At 44.3% G+C, this 18,610-nt stretch carries 14 protein-coding genes and 1 pseudogene; 6 read left to right on the top strand and 9 right to left on the bottom strand.

Annotated features, from left to right (window positions below):
* Positions 1 to 64: 64 nt before the first annotated feature.
* Genes KT990_RS09185 through KT990_RS09175 form a run of 3 tightly spaced genes read right to left on the bottom strand, consistent with a single transcriptional unit; the run spans position 65 to position 3,598 of the window.
* A complete protein-coding gene (locus KT990_RS09185; RefSeq protein ID WP_005170929.1) occupies positions 65 to 1,276 on the bottom strand; it encodes a 3-oxoadipyl-CoA thiolase in 1,212 nt (403 codons plus the stop codon).
* A 25-nt stretch (positions 1,277 to 1,301) separates the two neighbouring features.
* Positions 1,302 to 2,822, bottom strand: a complete 1,521-nt coding sequence (locus KT990_RS09180) for a 3-hydroxyacyl-CoA dehydrogenase (RefSeq protein ID WP_218208682.1) — start codon at positions 2,820 to 2,822, stop codon at positions 1,302 to 1,304.
* 2 nt (positions 2,823 to 2,824) lie between these two features.
* Positions 2,825 to 3,598 carry an enoyl-CoA hydratase gene (locus KT990_RS09175; RefSeq protein ID WP_005170924.1) on the bottom strand — a complete coding sequence of 258 codons (774 nt, stop codon included), beginning with the start codon at positions 3,596 to 3,598 and terminating at the stop codon, positions 2,825 to 2,827.
* 447 nt (positions 3,599 to 4,045) lie between these two features.
* Here KT990_RS09175 and KT990_RS09170 point away from each other — a divergent pair, with 447 nt between their 5' ends.
* From KT990_RS09170 to KT990_RS09160, 3 genes are all read left to right on the top strand, one after another.
* Entirely contained in the window at positions 4,046 to 5,344 is a 1,299-nt protein-coding gene (locus KT990_RS09170; RefSeq protein ID WP_005170921.1) for an MFS transporter, read from the top strand.
* A 227-nt stretch (positions 5,345 to 5,571) separates the two neighbouring features.
* Positions 5,572 to 6,837: a DcaP family trimeric outer membrane transporter gene (locus tag KT990_RS09165; RefSeq protein ID WP_218208681.1), complete on the top strand. Its 1,266-nt coding sequence runs from the start codon at positions 5,572 to 5,574 to the stop codon at positions 6,835 to 6,837.
* A gap of 17 nt (positions 6,838 to 6,854) precedes the next feature.
* Positions 6,855 to 8,054 carry an MFS transporter gene (locus KT990_RS09160; protein ID WP_005170915.1) on the top strand — a complete coding sequence of 400 codons (1,200 nt, stop codon included), beginning with the start codon at positions 6,855 to 6,857 and terminating at the stop codon, positions 8,052 to 8,054.
* 24 nt (positions 8,055 to 8,078) lie between these two features.
* Here KT990_RS09160 and KT990_RS09155 read toward each other — a convergent pair whose 3' ends face one another.
* Complete coding sequence (locus KT990_RS09155; protein ID WP_218208680.1) at positions 8,079 to 10,664, bottom strand: EAL domain-containing protein; 2,586 nt, start codon at positions 10,662 to 10,664, stop codon at positions 8,079 to 8,081.
* A 112-nt stretch (positions 10,665 to 10,776) separates the two neighbouring features.
* On the opposite strand from KT990_RS09155, the gene KT990_RS09150 reads away from it, so the two are divergent.
* Positions 10,777 to 11,524 (top strand): IS5 family transposase gene (locus KT990_RS09150; protein WP_374952360.1). Its coding sequence is split into 2 segments (ribosomal slippage): positions 10,777 to 11,108 and positions 11,107 to 11,524, totalling 750 coding nucleotides; the frame shifts between segments, so codons are not numbered across the junction.
* A gap of 181 nt (positions 11,525 to 11,705) precedes the next feature.
* Here KT990_RS09150 and KT990_RS09145 read toward each other — a convergent pair.
* From KT990_RS09145 to KT990_RS09125, 5 genes are all read right to left on the bottom strand, one after another.
* On the bottom strand, positions 11,706 to 12,359 hold the full coding sequence (locus KT990_RS09145) for a 3-oxoacid CoA-transferase subunit B (RefSeq protein WP_005170908.1): 654 nt from the start codon (positions 12,357 to 12,359) through the stop codon (positions 11,706 to 11,708).
* Positions 12,359 to 13,030 (bottom strand): 3-oxoacid CoA-transferase subunit A, encoded by a 672-nt coding sequence (locus KT990_RS09140; RefSeq protein WP_005170906.1) that lies wholly within the window; start codon positions 13,028 to 13,030, stop codon positions 12,359 to 12,361. Before KT990_RS09140 ends, KT990_RS09145 begins: the two co-directional genes overlap by 1 nt.
* Positions 13,031 to 13,071: 41 nt before the next feature.
* Complete coding sequence (locus tag KT990_RS09135; protein ID WP_005170902.1) at positions 13,072 to 14,352, bottom strand: MFS transporter; 1,281 nt, start codon at positions 14,350 to 14,352, stop codon at positions 13,072 to 13,074.
* 250 nt (positions 14,353 to 14,602) lie between these two features.
* Positions 14,603 to 15,802, bottom strand: a complete 1,200-nt coding sequence (locus KT990_RS09130) for an acyl-CoA dehydrogenase (protein ID WP_100354827.1) — start codon at positions 15,800 to 15,802, stop codon at positions 14,603 to 14,605.
* A gap of 32 nt (positions 15,803 to 15,834) precedes the next feature.
* Positions 15,835 to 16,989, bottom strand: coding sequence for an acyl-CoA dehydrogenase family protein (locus tag KT990_RS09125; RefSeq protein WP_074383164.1), 1,155 nt, complete (start codon positions 16,987 to 16,989; stop codon positions 15,835 to 15,837).
* A gap of 480 nt (positions 16,990 to 17,469) precedes the next feature.
* On the opposite strand from KT990_RS09125, the gene KT990_RS09120 reads away from it, so the two are divergent.
* On the top strand, positions 17,470 to 18,306 hold the full coding sequence (locus KT990_RS09120) for an IclR family transcriptional regulator (protein ID WP_005170895.1): 837 nt from the start codon (positions 17,470 to 17,472) through the stop codon (positions 18,304 to 18,306).
* A 220-nt stretch (positions 18,307 to 18,526) separates the two neighbouring features.
* Positions 18,527 to 18,610 (top strand): annotated as a pseudogene (locus tag KT990_RS13665) (electron transfer flavoprotein-ubiquinone oxidoreductase); the annotation flags it as partial.

Here is an 18,610-nt window from a genome sequence, read left to right as displayed (position 1 = left end):
ATAGCGCAATAAAAAATGCCATGCATATCATCTATACATGGCATGAAGGTGATAACTCAAGCGGTTAAGCTGCTTCAGGGTTTTCAATCACCATTGCCAAGCCTTGACCCAGACCAATACACAGGCTGATCACGGCATATTTTTTACCGGTACGCTGTAACTGACGCGCAACGGTTAAAGCCAAACGCGCACCCGAACAGCCCAGTGGATGGCCAATCGCAATTCCGCCACCATTTGGGTTGACACGCGGATCATCAAAAGCAACATCCAGACCTTTCAGGCAAGACAATACCTGACTGGCAAATGCTTCATTGATCTCGATAATGTCCATATCGTCCAGCGTTAAGCCTGCACGTTTTACGGCTTTTTTGATTGCTTCAATTGGACCTGCACCCATGATGCGTGGCTCAATCCCAGCCGCGGCTGAAGACAGGATCCGCGCCAGAGGTTTTAAGCCGTACTGTTCCTGAACTTTTTCACTGCCGATCATCAGTGCTGCAGCGCCGTCATTGATACCTGATGCATTCCCCGCAGTCACCACCCCACCTTCAAATAGCGGTTTTAACTTGGATAATGCTTCAAATGTTGAAGAAGCACGTGGATGCTCATCTTCAGTGACCTGTTTAGGCGGCAATTTTCGTCCTTGAGAAACTTCAATTGGAGTAATTTCACCTGCAAAGAAACCTGCTTCTTTTGCTGCCTGATATTTTGCCTGTGATGCAGCGGCGAAAGTATCTGCCTGTTCACGTGAAATACCAAATTCTTCAGCCACATTATCACCAGTTTCCGGCATGCTGTGTGCGCCAAACTGTTCAGTGAATTTACGGTTCGGAAAACGGGTACCAATGGTCGTATCATAAATTTTGGCCTCACGTGAATACGCGCTTTCTGCTTTACCCATCACAAAAGGCGCACGTGACATGCTTTCTACACCACCGGCAATATACAGCTCACCTTCGCCTGCGGTAATCGCGCGCGCCGAATCAATCACTGCCCCTAGACCCGAAGCACATAGACGGTTGATGGTCTGTCCGGGCACAGTGACCGGCATACCGGCTAACAATGCTGCAAAACGTGCCACATTACGGCTATCTTCACCGGCCTGATTGGTGCTGCCAAAGATGACATCTTCTACATCTGCTGCCGGAATACCGGTTTTTTCCAGCAGATTTCTAATTACGGTTGCTGCCAGATCATCTGGACGGACACTTGCCAGACTTCCTGCATGGCGACCAATTGGTGAACGTAACCCATCATAGATATATGCATTTAACATGAATGTTATTCCTTTAACTTTTTAATTAATGTGTGCTATGGACAAGTGCTAAACCGAGCTGAACACGGCGACGCAGCCAAGGACTTGGACGGTAGCGCTGGTCACGGGTAATCGCGGTCATGCGATCCAGAATTTTCAGGATTTTTTCAGCACCCAATACATCACCCCATTCAATTGGGCCATGCGGATAACCGAGGCCTAATTTCACGGCAATGTTAATGTCTTCTACCGTAGCTACGCCTTGCTGGGCAATATCACAACCAAGGTTCACAATCATCGCCAAAGCACGCTGCGCCACAAAGCCGACACTTTCCTGAATTGTGCTCGCAGTCACGCCATCCAGATTAAAAATCGATTGTGCGGCATGAGTCAGTTCAGGCTTGGTCACAAGAGTTGGCATTAAAGTGCGATGTTTATTCAGACCATAGAGCAGGTCGATGCAGACCACTTGCTGAGGTGTCACCTGATAACGGACAGCGGCTGAAGTTGCATCTTCACCATAAGTGGCAATTAAGATTAAGGCATCTGCCGAAGGTGTTTCAGTTTGTTCGATCTGAATATTGAACTGTTGCAGATACTGCTCAAGCGCCTGATGATCTTCACTATATTCTGTGCCTAGCCAGACTGCTGGATAGTGATCGAGCTTTTCAACCAGTGTTGGAGCCACATCACCTACTTTGCTACCTGAAGTGTAATCATAGAAGCCTTTACCGGTTTTACGACCGAGCTGTTTGGCAATAAAGCGTTGACGGGTAATCACACTTGGACGGTAACGTGCTTCTTCATAATACTGGTGATAAATCGATTCACTCACCGGATGCGATACATCCATACCGGTCAGATCGCCTAGCTCAAAAGGTCCCATTTTAAAACCGATCCCATCGCGGTAAATCCGGTCAATCTCATAAAATGGCGTGACATTTTCATTCAGAATGGCATAGGCTTCACTGCCAAAGGCCCGACCGGCATGGTTAATGATAAATCCTGGGGTATCTTTGGCTTTGACCGGGCGATGTCCCATCTTGGTAGATAATTGAGTCAAGGCTTGCACAATATCAGCGCGGGTATTGAAGCCTTCAATCACTTCCACCACTTTCATCAGTGGTACCGGATTAAAAAAATGATAGCCGGCCACACGTTCCGGCTGACTGCAATTGGCAGCAATGGCACTGATCGATAATGAAGAGGTATTCGATGCCAGAATGGCTTCCGGTTTTACAAGCGCTTCCAGTTGCTGCATCAGCTTTTGCTTGATTTCCAGATTTTCGATAATCGCTTCAACAATCAGATCACAATCTTTCAAGTCTTCTAGCTGCTGCGCGATTGATAAATGGGCAATATCTTCAGCTGCTTTTTCGTGGCTAAACTTGCCTTTATCGGCCAGTGTATTCAGTGTTTTAGCCAGTTTTTCCTGCGCCTGTTCGGCTGCACCGGCTTTGGCATCAAATAACACCACATCATGCCCAGACTGAATGGCAATCTGGGCAATGCCTGCACCCATGGTGCCGACACCAATAATACCGATTTTCTGAATTTGAATGCTCATGCTTATCGTCCCTGATAATTCGGTTTACGTTTTTCAATAAAGGCCTGCATGCCTTCTTTCTGGTCTTCTGAAGAAAACAGCATCTGGAAAGACTTACGTTCCAGGCTAAGTCCGGCATTGAGCGGCACATCTTCGGCCAGTAATGCCACTTCCTTGATTTGCTCCAAGGCAATTGGCGGTAATTTTGCCAGACCTTCGGCCATCTTGATGGCAGTGGCAAGGGTTTCATTGTCCTCGGTCACTTGAGAGACCAGGCCAATTTGATAAGCTTCCGGCGCAGGTACCAGACAACCGGTCATGATGATGCGCATGGCATGAAATTTACCCACTGCACGGAATAAACGTTGAGTGCCACCTGCACCCGGCATCACGCCAACTTTCACTTCCGGTTGACCGAACTGGGCACTTTTTCCGGCAATAATAATGTCAGCATGCATTGCCAGTTCACAGCCACCCCCCAGTGCATATCCGTTTACAGCGGCAATCACCGGTTTTGAACACTGGGCAATAGCCTGCCAGTAACGTTCAGTACGGCGCTGCATCATCTGGATAGTTTCAGCAGTCGCTAATTCTTTCAGGTCGGCCCCTGCGGCAAAGTCTGTTTCGCCCCCAGTGAGAATAATGGCACGGATATTTTCATCATCATTGAGCTGTAGAAAAGCAGCAGCAAGTTTCTGACGTACTTCTGTATTCAAGGCATTTTTTGCTTCAGGCCGATGAATTTTAACCATCGCCACATGCGTCGAGATTTGCTCTATTTGAACGACCTGTTCCATTATAATCTCCATTTATTTTGTATAGCGAAACTTTATTTTGTATAAAACATATGATTTTTAGGTCATTAAATCAAGTTTTTTTAGTCCATAAACTCTAATAAGTTATTTTTTACTAAAAATAGAGTAAAAACTCTTGTTTGGCTAGTAATTTTATGATTAATTGATTTCGCAATACGGAATTAAATATTTTAAATGTAATTTGGTTGTTTATTTAAGTAAAAAATAACCACAGAGCAAAACTAAATATTGATTTGTGAAACATAAATCCTCAGTAAATGCTGATTTTTCAGCCTGGAAATTGAAAAAATCACTGCAGCCGGATGGTGGATACGGCTCAGGCAAACAGAAGCAATCTCCTTAGATCAAGGAAAATACGTTTCCGTGAGGAATAAAATGGATGTAGTGGCAGCATAGGAATGCTGTTTTTAATAAATAGAGGATATAAGAATGACAAGCGACACGATCGTCACAGGAGACAATAAAACACCTGTCTCTTCCGAGGACACCATTAAACAGGCACCAAAACGCCTGTGGATTACAGCTTTTATCTTTGCTTTCCTGATCTTGCTGTGTGACGGTGCGGATATTGGTATTTTGGCTTTCAGCCTGACTAGTTTAAAAGCAGAATGGGGTTTAAGCTCGATGCAGGCGGGTGCTTTAGGCAGCTGGTCTTTATTGGGTATGGGGATTGGCGGGTTTGTCGGTGGATGGGCCTGTGATCGATTTGGACGGGTTCGTGTGATTGTACTGGCAACCATCACCTTCTCCCTACTGTCTGCCTATTCAGGTTTTGCCCAGTCTTATACTGAATTTGCAATTTTGCGTACGCTTTCATGTCTGGGTTTAGGCTGTTTATATATTGCCTGCAACACCTTGATGTCTGAATATGTGCCAACCAAATACCGTACCACAGTATTGGCCACACTCATGACCGGTTTTACCTTGGGCTCGCTGGTGATTACCCTGCTGTCTGGCTGGATTATTCCCGAGTTTGGCTGGCGTATGCTGTACTGGATTACCATTGCACCACTGGCACTGGGTGTCTTGATGCACTTTATGGTGCCTGAGCCAGAATCATGGAAACGTGTCCGTGAAATGAAGCGTACGGGTCAGATCGTGGATAATGATGCCAAAAAAGGCAATCCATATGTCACCATTCTGAAAGACAAGACCCATGGCAAAATGTTTATCTTGTGGTCTTTCAGTTCCGGTTTCCTGCTGTTCGGTTATTTTGGAGTAAGCAACTGGTTACCGACATATCTGGAAGCTGAATTAGGCATCAAGTTCAAGGAAATGGCCCTTTATATGGTCGGTACTTTCCTGACCATGATCTTTGCCAAAGTGATTGCCGGCTATGTGGCAGATAAAATTGGCCGCCGCATCGTATTTGCTTTTGGCACCATGGGCACCGCGATTTTTATTCCAGTGGTGGTATATCTGCATACCCCTGAAAATATTGGTGTCTTAATGCTGATCTTCGGTTTCCTGTACGGTATTCCTTATGCCATTAATGCAACGTATTTAACTGAAAGCTTTCCGACCGGGGTGCGCGGTACTGCTGTAGGCGGTGCATTTAATATTGGCCGAATTGGTGCTGTTTTTGCTCCAATCACCATCGGTTATCTGGCGATGCATGGTTCAATCGGAACCGGCCTGATGGTGATGGGTGCAGCTTATTTCCTGTGTGGCCTGATTCCTGCCCTGTTTATTAAAGACCGTTTATACGATCCACAAAAAGCAGAATAACTGACCACCTGGAGGGCGGCTCAACAAACCACCCTCCTCACACTTCATCTTTTTTGACCTTGCAAGCCAATATCTGTTGTTAGCTGAACAGAATATTGCTCATTTGACGAGCACGATATTCATGCTTCGAAAGTCAAAATCACCTTTATTTAAATTTAAAAATTAAGGCAATCAAAAGGAAAGCGCTTTCCTTATTTACATCTGAAAATTTCTTTAGGGATTAAGAAATGAAAAAAATAGTATTAGTTACGCTGTGCAGTATCGCATCAGCACAGGCATTTTCAGCAGAGGTTTCTCCTGATCGTATCGAGTTTTTAGAAACGCAATTAAAGCAAATTCAGGCTGAGCTGGAACAACAAAAAGCAGCCCAGTTGTCCTTAAAAGCCCAACAGGAACAAACTAAAACTGCAGACTCCAAGACTTTAGGTTCAATGCTTGATAATGTCGATGTTTATGGCTTGATCCGTCTGGATGGCGCAGTAGATTTTAAGAGCACTACCGAAACGCGTGGCCGTACCATTAACCAGATCAATAAAGTACCTTTTACTGAACCGGATTCGGTACGTTCAGATTTCACTTTAGCAGCCAGCCGGATTGGTTTTCTGGCCAAAGATATTGGCGGTAATCCAAATGTATCGGCACGTGTAGAAGCTGACTTCTGGACCAATAATGGTAAAGGTGATGGCGGATTACGCATTCGTCATGCCCATTTTAAATATTATAACTGGACTTTTGGTCAGGCCTGGTCACTGATGTCTACACCTGAAATCAGTACAGAAGCAGTAGACTACAGTTTACTGCTCGGCGGTTCGGTTCTGCGTACGCCTCAAGTCAGTTATGCTTTCAAACTTGATCCGGAAAATACCTGGAATGTCGGCCTGGAATATATGGCAAGTGGCGACCGCTCATCTGCCTTACCGGCATTCACCAGCAAATATGTGCATCAGTCTGGTCCCTTACATTTATTGGCACAAGGCTTTGTCAATGAAAAGCAGGCTCAAACGGATACAGGTGATATTAATAAAATCGGCTGGGGCGTGGGCGTTGGTGGACGCTATCTTATTGATGATAAAAACTCGGTTCAGGGCAATTATTTTCATATCGTCGGGGATCAGCGGATTGCGGCCTATTTAGTTCAGGGCTCGACCGCCGATGGCGCAGCCTGGGGTGGTGATTATTCAGTTGATACTGCGAATGATGAACTTTTACTGAATTCATTTAACAGTCTGAATATCGGCTTTACCCATAAGTTCACACCAAAATGGCGGAGCAGCATTTCCGGCAGTCTGGTCGACTTTGATGACTCAAGTGAATATGCAAGAGCAAATCCGGAAAGTAATAAACGCTTAACCGACTATGTGGCCAATGTGATTTATTCTCCAGTTCCGAATATCAATCTGGGCGCGGAATATCATTATGGTAAACGCGAAACCTTTGATGCCAAAGAAGCTGATATTTCACGGGTAAATTTATCAGCGACCTATCGCTTCTAAAGTCTGAGGAGACAAGGATGTCAGCCCAAGGGCAACCCTCACGCCGTTTCATGTTTATGATGGCCATGACCTGCGCGCTCTGCGCAGGTTGTAATTACTTTAACCAGCCCTTAATTTATTCGATTGCCCAGGACTTAAATATAAGTGTGGCGCAGTCTGGCTGGACAGTGGTCCTGACTCAGATTGGCTATGCAGCCGGTCTGTTTTTGTTTGTGCCTCTGGGTGATTTATTTGAAAAGCGTTTATATATCTGTAGCCTGATGTGCTGTACCGGCCTGGCACTGATCGGACTGTCTGCCAGCAGTAATTTGCAGATGCTGTATGGCTTTACCCTGCTTGCCTCATTTTGTTCTATTAGCACCCAGATTCTGATTCCTTTTGCCGCCAATTTATCGCAGCGTGAAAAAAGTGCCGAAGTGGTGGGTCTGCTGATGAGTGGTGTTCTGGTCGGTATCCTGTTTGCCCGAACTGTATCAGGAATGATTTCTACCTTATGGTCCTGGCATGCCGTGTACTTATTAAGTGGTTGCGCCATTTTACTTTTAAGTATTGCGATGTGGTATCAGTTACCCAAAGCGAAAAGCCAGTTACAGATGAGCATTTTACAGATCTATTATTCCTTATTTACCTTTGCCAAGACCGAACCGATGTTGATGCGACGGAGTCTTATCGGCGGTCTGGGTTTTGGAATGCTGAGCATCATTTTTACCACCATGACTTTTATTCTGGCAGAAGCACCCTACCATTTTAATGACTTCCAGATTGGTCTGATGGGCGTCGTGGGGGTAATCGGGATCTGGTCTTCACAATGGACGGGGAAAATGATTGGCCGCCATCGGGAGAAGTGGCTGGCACAGCTCGCGACAGCTGGACTGATTTTGGCCTGGATTCCTCTGGCTTTTGCACAGCGCAGTTTATGGTTATATATTCTGGGCCTGATGATTGCCTATTTTGGCATTTCATCTTTACATGTACTCAACCAGAATCTGGTCTATCGGCTTTCAGTCCAAGCCCGCTCGCGTATTAATGCCATCTACATGACCTGTTATTTTTCTGGTGCCGGGCTTGGTGCATTTCTGTCTTTAAGTTTATGGAAAATCTATGGCTGGCCGGCCTGTGTAGCACTCGGTTTTCTATTTGCCTTGCTGATGTTTGTAATTAATTATTATGACCTGAATCAAAAACACAATTTGGTGAATATCCAGCCCAGACCTTAATCACTGTACTTTCACCTTGAATTTTTAATTTCTTTGCGGATGATCAGATTCCATGGATAAATAAAGAGGCTTTAATTCAGTTAAAGGCGCAGGTTTCGCATAAAAAAAGCCTTGTAGTAAATCACAGCCTTGTTGATAAAGTAATTGGGCTTGATTCAAGGTTTCCACACCTTCAGCCACAACATCTAAATCAAGCTGATGGGCCAGATGAATGATGGATTGAACAATTGCAGCATTCTGATCATCCAGTGTCAGTTCCTCGATAAAACTCCGATCTAGCTTGATCTGGTTGATCGGCAGGCGCCGTAGATAACTCAGGCTTGAATAGCCGGTCCCAAAGTCATCAATCGCGACTTGAACACCTAAAGCACGTACCGTTTTCAAAATTTCAATGGTGCGATCTGCGCCATTAATAATCACCCCTTCGGTAATCTCAATTTTGAGCAGTTCCGGAGGCAATTGACTGCTTGCAAGGACATGTTTAAGTATTTGCAGGAAACCTGCCCTGCGGAATTGGAGCGGAGAAATATTGACCGATACGGTGATCTGACGATTGTGCTGCTTGTTCCATGCAGCAATATCTACGCAGGCTTTTTCCAGAACCCACTGGCCTACACCGATAATTTGCCCTGTTCGTTCTGCAAGCGGAATGAAAACCGCAGGAGAAATATAACCCTGCTGCGGGTGCTGCCAGCGAATCAGAGCTTCTACGCCAGTCACCTGACCATTTGCAGGATTAATAATCGGTTGATAGAAAAGATTAAACTGTTTCTGGTTGATCGCTTGCATCAGTTCCATACGCAGATTTGCATAATCTATTTCTGGTGCAGGTTTCATATTGGTTTTTTCATACCATTGCCAGATATTTCGGCCTTGTCTTTTGGCTTCCTGCATCGCCAGAACAGACTGATAAATCAGCTCAGAAGAATGCTGAATCGAACTGTCATCTGCAACAATACCAATACTGGCACTCAAGTGGATCTTGTATTCATCCACGATAAAAAGCTGGGACAGCAGCTCCAGCATTTTTTCAGCAATAGCCTCGACTTCACTTTGCGCATACTCACCTGACATGAGTAAAATAAATTCATCTTCGGCAAAGCGGCATAGCACATTGTTTTCCTGAGCGAAACCCTGCAAGCGCTCACCCACACTTTTCAGAATCTGGTCACCGACCAGATGTCCCAGACTATCATTAATATTTTTAAAGTCATCCAGATCTATATACAGCAGGATTAAAGGCTGTGCGCTATCGTGCCGCTGTGCAAAAACCTGCTCTAGAATCTGCTTGAAAGCATGCTGATTCGGCAAGCCGGTTAAATGGTCATGGGTGTGCTGATGCTTGATATATTCTTCATGAATACGCTGCTGGGTAATGTCTTCCTGAATCCCCAGAAAATGGGTGCAGTTTCCGTTTTGATCAAAAATCGGGCCAAGGGTCAAACGGTTCCAGAACCAGCTGCCATCCTTACAATAATTTTTGATGGTTACCTGCGCTTCTTGTTGTTGTTTTACTGCTTGCTGGAGTAACAAAATCTGATCTGCTGCCGTATCCGCTCCATATAGGAAAAAGCAACTTCGTCCCAGAACTTCCTGTTCGGTATAACCGGTGAGTTTCAGAAAAGCCGGGTTGACATATACCATCGACATTTTTTCCGAAACATCGGTGATAAAAATCCCATTTGGACTTGCCTCGACCCCACGCTTTAATAGTCGTAGAGCTTCCTTATTTTTACGGCGTAAAGTAATGTCTCGTGCAATACCAATCACACCGGTAACTTTCTGGTTCTGGATAATCGGCAAATTGGTTAAATCCAGCCAGATAATATCTCCCTGAACGTTATAAATCGGAAGTTCATAATGTTGTGCTTTACCTTGCAGCGTTTCTGAAAATGAAACATTGGCAAGTTCCTGGAATTCGGTAGGTATAAATGCACAATAATGCTGGTTTTGAATTTGCTCCTCGGAAAAACCTGTAATTTCCTGGCAGGCAATGTTGGTATTAAGCACATAGCCCTGTAAATCCAGTTCAAAAATGATATCGGGATGATAGGTATAGAAAGAACAGTACTTTTCATTAATTTCCTGTCCTTTCTGCCGTTCATGATCAAGCTCGATCGCGAGTGCAACCAAATTCGCAGCTTGCTGTAACAGCCGGATATGAGACTCTGTCGGTATTTTAGGCGTTCGATAGTAAGTTGCAAAAGTGCCGTATAAAACATCCGATGCGCTAATGATCGGTGTTGACCAGCAGCTCGACAGTTTTTCTGCATTGATCAAAGCACGGTAAGACCTCCAGTTGGGATCTTTCATCAAGTGTGGACTAATGACGAGTTGACGCAAAAAGGCAGCCGTACCGCAAGTGCCTTGATCTGGCCCGATTTTTAAATCCTGGATTGCGCTGCAATATTCTTTTGAAAAGTGCTGTTTACCACTGATAAAGCTTAAGGTTTGCGTGTCTTCTTTATAGAGCATGATGGTGACAAACGCATCTGGAATACGCGATTCAAGCCACTGACTGATGATATCGAGAATAGGTTTAAGCTCGGTATGGCGGCCAATCAGGTTGAAAATATGAAAAATATCTTGTTCATCACAGTTACTATCCATGCAGAATATCACCTTCCTTAGCTTGCTAATATTCTAGACTTATTTTAAAACAATCATTAGGGCGTGTCATCAATTAGCTTGAGGAAAACCGCCTTGTCCCCATTATACTTTTATGACTAAACGCTATGCATTAAAAGATGAGCAGTGGGAACAGATTAAAGATCTGTTACCTGGACGAATGGGTACTGTTGGAGTAACGGCCAAAGATAACCGACTATTTGTTGAAGCGGTATTGTATCGGTATCGTTCAGGTATCCCGTGGCGAGACTTACCCCAACGCTTTGGTGATTTTAGAGTCGTGCATACTCGTTTTAGTCGTTGGGCTAAAACAGGTGTGTGGCAGAGAGTCTTTGAAGTACTGTCACATGACAGTGATAATGAATATGCCATGTTAGACTCCACCATTGTACGTGCTCATCAACACAGCGCTGGGGGGAAAAAATCAGGCGATTGGACGCAGTAAAGGGGGCTTAAGCACCAAAATTCATGCCCGTACTGATGCTTTAGGCAACCCAACAGGATTTTATCTCACTGATGGGCAGGTCCATGACTTAAACGGTTCAGATGTGTTGCTGGACTTATCGTTGAGCCAGACCTGGCTTATGGATAAAGCCTACAACTCCAGGGATCGAGTCATTGATCCAATTTTAGAGGCGAAGGGTCAAGTTGTGATGCCAGCGAAAAGTAATTCTATTGATCAGCGTGATTATGATCGAAATCTCTACAAGGCAAGACATCTGATCGAGAACTTTTTTGCCAAGCTCAAGCAGTATCGTGCTATTGCCACACGCTATGATAAATTGGCTCAAAACTTCTTATCAGCGATCTACCTGGCTTCAACAATCATTTGGCTTAATTGATGACACGCCCTAGCAAAAATTTGTATTTATATCTTCAAATTGCGTAAAGATCGGCCTTATTCCAGATATTCAAAATCTATATGTAATACTCAGCATTTAAACATGCGTAAATCGCAGCCTAAGCTACGATTTACAAGTTACAGGCATACTGTAATTTATACAAGGTGAAGCTCTGCGCTGTCTACTGCTGCCGATGATCCAGCAATTTACATCCGGTCTGCTGTTGCAGTTCCTCAAAGCTTAACCCCTCCACCATCTCAATGACCCGGGCCTGCTGGTCTTTGAGCTCAATCACACACAAATCGGTATAAATACGGTTTACACAGTGCTTGCCGGTAATCGGATAAGTCAGCTCTTCAACAATTTTGGCTGCACCGTTTTTGGTGACATGTTCCATACAGACATAAACACAACGGGCACCGACGGCCAGATCCATGGCGCCGCCTACGGCAGGTACAGCAGCGGCATTACCGGTATGCCAGTTGGCCAGATCACCATTAATCGCCACTTGAAAGGCCCCCATGACGCAAATATCCAGATGCCCACCGCGCATGATATCGAAGGAATCTGCAGAGTTCATAAAACTGCCGCCTTCCAGCATGCTCACCAGTTCCTTGCCGGCATTAATCAGGTCATCATCTGCCTGTTCAGGATCATTCAAGGCCGCAAAACCCAAAACACCATTTTCAGAGTGCAGGATCACGTTCTGTTCCGGTTTTAAATGACCTGCCACACGGGTCGGTAAACCGATGCCCAGATTGACAAAAGAACCGCTTGGAATATCTTGCGCGACTTTTGCCACAATCTGTTCACGAGTACGTTTTTGAATAGTCATTATTTGATATCTCCGACCTGAACCACATGCTGTACAAAAATGCCCGGCGTTACGATAATCTCTGGATCAAGATCTCCCAGCTCCACAATCTGATGTACCTGAGCGATAGTGGTTGTCGCCGCTTTGGCCATGATCGGACCAAAATTACGCGCTGCCTTGCGGTAGGTCAAATTGCCCCAGCGGTCTGCCTGATTGGCATAGATCAAGGCATAATCGGCATGAATCGGATATTCCAGCACATAATCCTTGCCATTAATGTGGCGCGTTTCTTTGCCTTCTGCAATTTTGGTGCCGAAGCCAGTCGGCGTGAAAACTGCCCCTAAGCCGGCACCTGCTGCCTGAATACGGCAGGCCAGATTGCCCTGCGGAACCAGTTCCAGTTCAATTTTCCCAGCCTTGTACAGGTCTTCAAATACAGTAGAGTTATTGGCGCGTGGAAAGGAACAGATCATTTTTTTGACCAGTCCCGATAACAGTAAATTGGTAAGTCCACGATCTCCAGAGGCTGCATTATTATTGATAATGGTTAAATCTTTCGGGCCCAGATCAATCAGTGCTTCGATCAGTTCCACCGGTTGGCCTGCCAGACCGAAACCACTGGTCATAATGTGTGCACCATCAGGAATCTGTTTGAGAACTGTTTCGATATCCTGCGTGATTTTATTCATCATATTGCTTCCTAGCATCTTTTCTATATATTTTGATTGGTAGATCAATCGGCTTTTTGCGGATCAAATAAGCGGTCTTTAATAAAGAAAGCCGGAATCAAGCCACAAAGAAAATAGGCAATTCCCATGATCAATAAACCGGTTCCAATAGATCCACCCTGAGCAAAATAACCAATCGTCAGTGGGGCAAAAACAGCACCTAAACGGCCCACGTTATATGCACCACCAACCGCAGTTCCACGTACTTTGGTCGAGAAACTTTCCGTCATGTAGGTGGCATTAATGCCATAGGGAATACCGTAAAGAAATCCGAAAAACAGCATCAGCCAGAGAATATTGTCCGGGGTATTACCAAACACAATCACCGGAATAAAAATTGCGGTGCCCATGGTGCCAAATGCGAACACTGCACGACGGCCAATACGGTCGGCAATAAAACCGGCAATGACTTTGGTACACATCATGATCAGGAAAGTACCAATCATATACATGGTCATTTCTTTAAACTTGATGCCCAGATCCGACTCTAGATAGGCAGGTAACCAGTTACTGACGCCGTAATATCCAAACTGTAAAAATGCGGTACTGAATGACCAGAGAATGAACATGCGACGGCTAAGTGCATCTTCAAAAACCATTTTAAAAGTGTTTTTAGGTTTTTCCTGAACAATCCCGCTGGCTTTGGCATCGAGGCGCGCTTGACGTGCATCTAACCAGGCTTTGGGTTCAGGCACTAAAAAGTACATTGCGACAGAAAGTACAATAGGAATAATCGCAATATAATACAGATATCGCCAGCCAAATTCGGGCAATAACCAGCCTGCCAAAACAGTGGCGACGACCGAGCCCAGGGTCCAACCGGTCATCAGTGTGGCCAATACTGTCGAGCGATACTTGGTTGGCACATATTCCGCCATCAGGGTATTACAGGCAATATACAAGGCGCCTAGACCAATCGCAGACGTAAAACGCAGCCACTTAAACTGATCATAGCTTTCGGCAAATCCTAGCCAGAAAGTCAATGAAGAAAACAGTGCAATGGCGATCACGATGACTCGAACCCGCCCGAACCGGTCACAGGCCCAGCCACCAAAAAATCCACCAATCGCCATACCTGCCAATGTCCAGCTGCCCAGCGCCCCTGCCTGCATACTGCTTAATGAAAATTCCTGTTTCAGACTGGTCAGACTGTAGGCCAATAACGCAATATCTGCTCCATCGACCAGTAATGCCAAAAATGAGAACACAAAGGCCAGAATCCAGACTTTTTTCTTGGGTTGGTTATCATTTTCCAAATGAGGGTGTTGCGCACTGATCGTATTCATGGCGTCCTTAAAATATTTTGAGCATTCCGGTGCTTTTATAACTTTTATCTTTCACGTAATTATTTATATGAAAGATATAGTGAAACAGGGTGATAATCCTATCATCTGCCTATCGGGTATTTAATTTATGTGCATGTTTCCACTTGATTTTTAATTGGGTATCTTATTGAAAACCTGGTATTTGTAAACAAACGGCAACAAATAGTCGGCGCTCTAGCCAGCATGTGCTGGCTAGATGTTATAGCTAGACTTAGTTACAAAATGCAGCGATGCCGGTTTGTGCACGTCCTAAAATCAGGGCATGTACATCATGAGTACCTTCATAGGTATTCACGACTTCCAGATTAACCAGATGACGGGCTACACCAAATTCATCAGAAATCCCGTTACCGCCCATCATGTCACGTGCTAGACGTGCAATATCCAGGGCCTTACCACAGTTATTGCGCTTGATCAGTGAAGTCCCTTCAACTGACGCGATACCTTCATCTTTCATGCGACCAAAACGTAATGCTACCTGTAAACCAAGGGCAATTTCAGTTTGCATATCGGCCAGTTTTTTCTGAATCAGCTGGTTTGCTGCCAATGGACGGCCAAACTGTTTACGGTCCATGGTGTATTGATGTGCGGTATGCCAGCAAAATTCTGCTGCGCCCATGGCACCCCAGGCAATCCCGTAACGGGCACTGTTCAGGCAGGTAAATGGACCTTTCAAGCCACGCACTTCTGGAAATGCATTTTCTTCCGGTACAAAGACGTTATCCATCACAATTTCACCGGTGATCGAGGCACGTAAACCGACTTTGCCATGGATCGCAGGTGCAGACAGCCCTTCCCAGCCTTTTTCCAGAATAAATCCGCGAATGTCACCGACATTACCCTCAGCAGAGACTTCTTTAGCCCAGACCACAAATACATCGGCTATTGGACTATTGGTAATCCACATTTTTGCGCCAGTTAAACGGTAACCACCATCGACTTTTTTGGCACGGCTAATCATGCTGCCTGGATCAGAACCATGATCTGGCTCAGTCAGACCGAAACAGCCAATATATTCACCGGTGGCTAATTTTGGTAAATACTTTTGTTTTTGCTCTTCAGAACCAAATTCGTTAATCGGTACCATTACCAAGGAGCTTTGTACGCTGGCCATTGAACGATAACCTGAATCAACACGCTCAACTTCGCGTGCAATCAGACCATAGCTGACATAATTTAAACCGGCACCACCGTACTGTTCTGGAATGGTGGGACCCAGTAAACCAAGCTCGCCCATCTCACGAAAAATGGCCGGATCGGTTTTTTCATGGCGGAACTGTTCTAATACGCGTGGCATCAGCTTGTCCTGACAATATGCTGCTGCCGCATCACGGATCATACGTTCCTCTGAACTGAGCTGCTGTTCAATCAGGAACGGGTCTTGCCAATCAAATCTAGTTTTAGTCGTCATTTTTATATTTCCCTATTTTAAAAAATATATGTTTAGGCTGTGGCCTGTTTAATCATTTCACGTGCAATAATAATTTGCTGGATTTGTGTCGTTCCTTCATATAAACGGAACAAACGCACATCACGGTAAAAACGTTCAATTGAATATTCACTGATATAGCCTGCTCCACCATGAATCTGTAAACAGCGGTCAGCGACACGACCACACATTTCAGTGGCAAACATTTTGGCGCAAGAGGCTTCCGTCGTCACATTCTGACCGGCATCACGCAGTCGGGCTGCATCCAGTACCATACATTTGGCTGCATAAATTTCAGCTTTAGAGTCAGCCAACATGCCCTGAATCAGCTGAAAATTTGCAATAGCCTGACCAAACTGCTTGCGTTCTACCGCATAGTTTAAGGCATCTTCCAGCATACGCTCTGCCATACCCACGCTATAGCCGGCAATATGTAAACGGCCTTTGTCCAGAACGCGCATGGCCGTCTTGAAACCAACGCCTTCAACACCACCAATCAGCTGGTCTTTATGCACCCGGCAATTATCGAAAATAACATCGCAGGTATAAGAACCATGTTGACCCATTTTTTTATCAATTTTGCCTAGGCTCAAGCCTGGTGTGCCCGCTTCTACCAGAAATGCTGAAATGCCACTGGCGCCTTTGATTTCTGGATTGGTGCGTGCCATGACTGTAAATGTCGTTGCACGTGGCGCATTGGTAATAAAACGTTTGGTGCCATTTAAAACATAATAATCGCCATCTTTTACCGCATTGGTTTTTAAAGATGCAGCATCTGAACCGGAATCTGGCTCAGTCAAACAGAAAGAACCAATGATTTCGCCGGTTGCATAACGCGGTAAATATTTCTGTTTTTGCTCTTCTGTACCATCAATGACGATGCCACTTGAACCAATACCGTTGTTGGTCCCGATTAGAGAACGGAATGCAGCCGATGTCCGGCCCAATTCCATCGCAACCAGAATTTCCTCTTCCATGGTAATGCCTAAACCGCCGTATTCTTCTGGAATCGTCAGACCAAACAAACCCAGCTCTTTCATCTGTTCCACAATATGTTCAGGAATGGCATTGTTCTCTTCTACTTCATGTTCGAGAGGAACCAGTTCATTTTTTACAAAATCTCGAATCGTAGACAGAAGTTGATCGAGCATTTCCGGATCGCGAATCATATGAATCTCCATGTATATGGTCTGGGTAAATTCCTTTACCGTTTTATTTTTAGTTTCGTATTACGAAATAAATAACCATAAAAATAAAAATTCAGCAAGCAAATTCGTCAAAAAATTTATTTTTTATAAAAAAACGAAATTTATCTGGCTTTAAAATGGATTTAATATAGAATAATATTTCACAATACGAAATTATTGCTTTTTAAATTTCGCTTTACTAACGCTGCTTTCTATAAGGAGCTGACCAGAGATGAAAGCTTAAAAAGTGATAAAGTTTATTGTTTATTTAAAGGCTTTATTTTAAAAATAGCTCCACTATTTTTTGCAGTTATTTATTATGTATAGCAGCATTTAGACATGAGATAGAATAATATTTAGTCGTTACTCATATAATTCATCTACAATTTAAATGTTTTATTTTGTATCGTGAAACTAAGTTGCTATGATATTCATTAATTTACTTCTCTATTTATGTAGACCATGACTAAAAATAAAACAGGTGAAATACCTAATTTTGATGAAATTCGCTTAGATCCAATCTCGCATATTCATCGCGAAAACAATCCCCAATTTATTGCGTCTATTGCGCGTGGCCTTGAGATTCTAAGATGCTTTTCTGCGACCAATCAGTTGTTGGGCAATCAAGAAATTGCACAAATGACCAATTTACCAAAGCCAACCGTGGCGCGTATTACCAGTACGCTGGTATCTTTAGGCTATCTGAAACAACTTCCAAATACGACTAAATATTTACTCGATGTCGGTGTACTGGCTCTGGGCTATTCTGCCTTAAGCAATATTTCTGCGCGAACCCAGGCCTATCCATTTATGGAAGAAATGTCACGTTATGCCCAGGCGCCAGTGGCAATGGCAACACGTGACCGTCTCAATATGATCTATCTGGAAGTGGTACATACAGATACGACTTTAACCATGCGCCGTTCAGTGGGTTCAACTTTACCAATTCATTCGAGTGCCATGGGGCGTGCATGTCTGGCGGCGATGGACGTGAAAGAACGTGAATATTTATTTGATGCCATTAAAAAAAGAAATGAAGATCAATGGACAACAATTAAACGAAATCTAGAACGCGCCATTCGCGATTATCAGGATTATGGTTATTGTTTATCTCTCGGAGACTGGGCCAAAGATGTGAACTCTGTGGCCGTTCCTTTGATTCATCCCAAACATGGTATTTTAACTTTTAACTGTGGTGCACCAAGTTATTTGCTAAATCAGGAAAAACTGGAAAATGAAATTGGCCCGCGTCTGATTCACATGGTGAATAGTATTGCCATGAACCTGAATAATATGTAAGTAAAACCTCTCATTCGGGCGGCTTAGGTCGCTCTTTTTATTTGTTGCAGCCAATAACAATTAAACCGTTTTCTAATATTGAACCGGATCTTTTCAATTCTATTCATTCTACAGCAATCCAAGACTCTCAAAATCTATCCCTATAAAAAACAAAAATTAGACTTCATAAGCCATCTGGATAATGCTATAAATATCGTATAGCGAAACTGGATTTTATATTATGGAAGATATAACAAGAGAATCGATGGAGTTTGACGTCGTCATCGTCGGCGCAGGCCCTGCAGGTCTATCTGCTGCGATCAAG

It is taken from the genome of Acinetobacter sp. F9, from assembly GCF_019195275.1.
Classification (GTDB): Bacteria; Pseudomonadota; Gammaproteobacteria; order Pseudomonadales; family Moraxellaceae; genus Acinetobacter; species Acinetobacter pseudolwoffii.
The sequence above is the reverse complement of the archived record's forward strand: the minus strand, read 5'-3'. Positions and strand labels throughout refer to the sequence as shown.

What these genes read in the sequence shown, in the direction of transcription:
- KT990_RS09165 (WP_218208681.1), top strand. Translation starts at nt 5,572, where the DNA reads ATGAAAAAAATAGTATTAGTTACGCTGTGCAGTATCGCATCAGCACAG.
- KT990_RS09120 (WP_005170895.1), top strand. Translation starts at nt 17,470, where the DNA reads ATGACTAAAAATAAAACAGGTGAAATACCTAATTTTGATGAAATTCGC.
- KT990_RS09180 (WP_218208682.1), bottom strand. Translation starts at nt 2,822, where the DNA reads ATGAGCATTCAAATTCAGAAAATCGGTATTATTGGTGTCGGCACCATG.
- KT990_RS09130 (WP_100354827.1), bottom strand. Translation starts at nt 15,802, where the DNA reads ATGACGACTAAAACTAGATTTGATTGGCAAGACCCGTTCCTGATTGAA.
- KT990_RS09185 (WP_005170929.1), bottom strand. Translation starts at nt 1,276, where the DNA reads ATGTTAAATGCATATATCTATGATGGGTTACGTTCACCAATTGGTCGC.
- KT990_RS09170 (WP_005170921.1), top strand. Translation starts at nt 4,046, where the DNA reads ATGACAAGCGACACGATCGTCACAGGAGACAATAAAACACCTGTCTCT.
- KT990_RS09145 (WP_005170908.1), bottom strand. Translation starts at nt 12,359, where the DNA reads ATGACTATTCAAAAACGTACTCGTGAACAGATTGTGGCAAAAGTCGCG.
- KT990_RS09135 (WP_005170902.1), bottom strand. Translation starts at nt 14,352, where the DNA reads ATGAATACGATCAGTGCGCAACACCCTCATTTGGAAAATGATAACCAA.
- KT990_RS09160 (WP_005170915.1), top strand. Translation starts at nt 6,855, where the DNA reads ATGTCAGCCCAAGGGCAACCCTCACGCCGTTTCATGTTTATGATGGCC.
- KT990_RS09125 (WP_074383164.1), bottom strand. Translation starts at nt 16,989, where the DNA reads ATGATTCGCGATCCGGAAATGCTCGATCAACTTCTGTCTACGATTCGA.
- KT990_RS09175 (WP_005170924.1), bottom strand. Translation starts at nt 3,598, where the DNA reads ATGGAACAGGTCGTTCAAATAGAGCAAATCTCGACGCATGTGGCGATG.
- KT990_RS09155 (WP_218208680.1), bottom strand. Translation starts at nt 10,664, where the DNA reads ATGGATAGTAACTGTGATGAACAAGATATTTTTCATATTTTCAACCTG.
- KT990_RS09140 (WP_005170906.1), bottom strand. Translation starts at nt 13,030, where the DNA reads ATGATGAATAAAATCACGCAGGATATCGAAACAGTTCTCAAACAGATT.